The sequence below is a fragment of the Arthrobacter sp. NPDC080086 genome (assembly GCF_040702285.1).
Genome location: NZ_JBFBKP010000167.1, coordinates 1 through 1,725 on the forward strand (window position 1 = coordinate 1; position 1,725 = coordinate 1,725).

The following is a 1,725-nucleotide window of genomic DNA, read 5'->3' on the forward strand; positions in this document are numbered from 1 at the left end:
CGTTGAAGGCGCCACACACCAGCGGGTGAAGCTGGATGGCCTTGCCTTCGACGAGCTGCGGTTCGAACGCCTGGATGCCGAGACGGTGCAGGGTAGGTGCACGGTTCAGCAGCACCGGGTGCTCGGTGATGATCTCTTCGAGAACGTCCCAGACCTGCGGACGGTAACGCTCGACCATGCGCTTGGCCGACTTGATGTTCTGGGCGTGGTTGAGATCGACCAGGCGCTTCATCACGAACGGCTTGAAGAGCTCCAGCGCCATCTGCTTGGGCAGGCCGCACTGGTGCAGCTTCAGCTGCGGGCCGACGACGATGACCGAACGGCCGGAGTAGTCGACGCGCTTGCCGAGGAGGTTCTGACGGAACCGACCCTGCTTGCCCTTGAGCATGTCGCTCAGGGACTTCAGCGGGCGGTTGCCCGGTCCGGTGACCGGACGGCCGCGGCGGCCGTTGTCGAACAGGCTGTCAACGGCTTCCTGAAGCATGCGCTTTTCGTTGTTGACGATGATCTCGGGGGCACCGAGGTCCAGGAGCCGCTTGAGGCGGTTGTTGCGGTTGATCACGCGGCGGTACAGGTCGTTGAGGTCGGAGGTCGCGAAGCGGCCACCGTCCAGCTGGACCATCGGGCGCAGTTCCGGCGGGATCACCGGGACGGCGTCCAGCACCATGCCCAAGGGGCTGTTGTTGGTGGTCAGGAACGCGTTGACGACCTTAAGGCGCTTGAGGGCGCGGGTCTTGCGCTGGCCCTTGCCGTTGGCGATGATGTCGCGCAGCAGGTCGGACTCGGCCTGCATGTCGAAGCTCTCGAGACGCTTCTTGATGGCTTCGGCGCCCATGGAGCCCTCGAAGAACATGCCGTAGCGGTCACGCAGTTCGCGGTAGAGGCCCTCGTCGCCTTCGAGGTCGGCGACCTTGAGGTTCTTGAACCGGTCCCAGACCTGCTCGAGTCGCTCGATGTCGGCGTCGGCACGCTTGCGCACGTTCGCCATCTGGCGGTCGGCGGAGTCGCGGGCCTTCTTCTTGTCGGCAGCCTTCGCGCCTTCGCCCTCGAGGCGTGCGATTTCGCCTTCGAGGTCGCGGGCGATCGCGGCGATGTCGGCGTCGCGGTTGTCGATCAGCTGCTTCTTTTCGATGTCGTGCTCAACCTGCAGGTTGGGCAGTTCCTCGTGGCGGGCATCGGTGTCGACGCTGGTGATCATGTAGGCGGCGAAGTAGATGACCTTTTCGAGGTCCTTCGGAGCCAGGTCAAGGAGGTAGCCCAGGCGGGACGGAACACCCTTGAAGTACCAGATGTGCGTGACCGGGGCGGCCAGCTCGATGTGGCCCATGCGCTCACGGCGGACCTTGGCGCGGGTGACCTCAACGCCACACCGCTCGCAGATGATGCCCTTGAAGCGCACGCGCTTGTACTTACCGCAGTAGCACTCCCAGTCGCGGGACGGGCCGAAGATCTTCTCGCAGAAGAGGCCGTCCTTCTCGGGCTTGAGCGTGCGGTAGTTGATGGTTTCCGGCTTCTTAACCTCGCCGTAAGACCAGCCGCGGATGTCTTCCGCGGTGGCGAGGCCGATCTGCATGAGGCCGAAGGAGGATTCGCTGGACATATGGTCCCTGTTCTCTCTTGTTCTCTAAATTCTGAAGTCTTGGGTTACGGGAAGAGGGAGGTCGTCCACGACGGCGGGCGGCAAGCCCGCCGGCGTGGACTCCCAGCTAAACCACTACAAAGGAA

Annotated in this window: 1 pseudogene; it reads right to left on the reverse strand. The window is 63.7% G+C overall.

Going from position 1 to position 1,725, the window contains the following annotated elements:
• Positions 1 to 1,600 (reverse strand): annotated as a pseudogene (locus AB0305_RS23065) (DNA-directed RNA polymerase subunit beta'); the annotation flags it as partial.
• Positions 1,601 to 1,725: the final 125 nt, after the last annotated feature.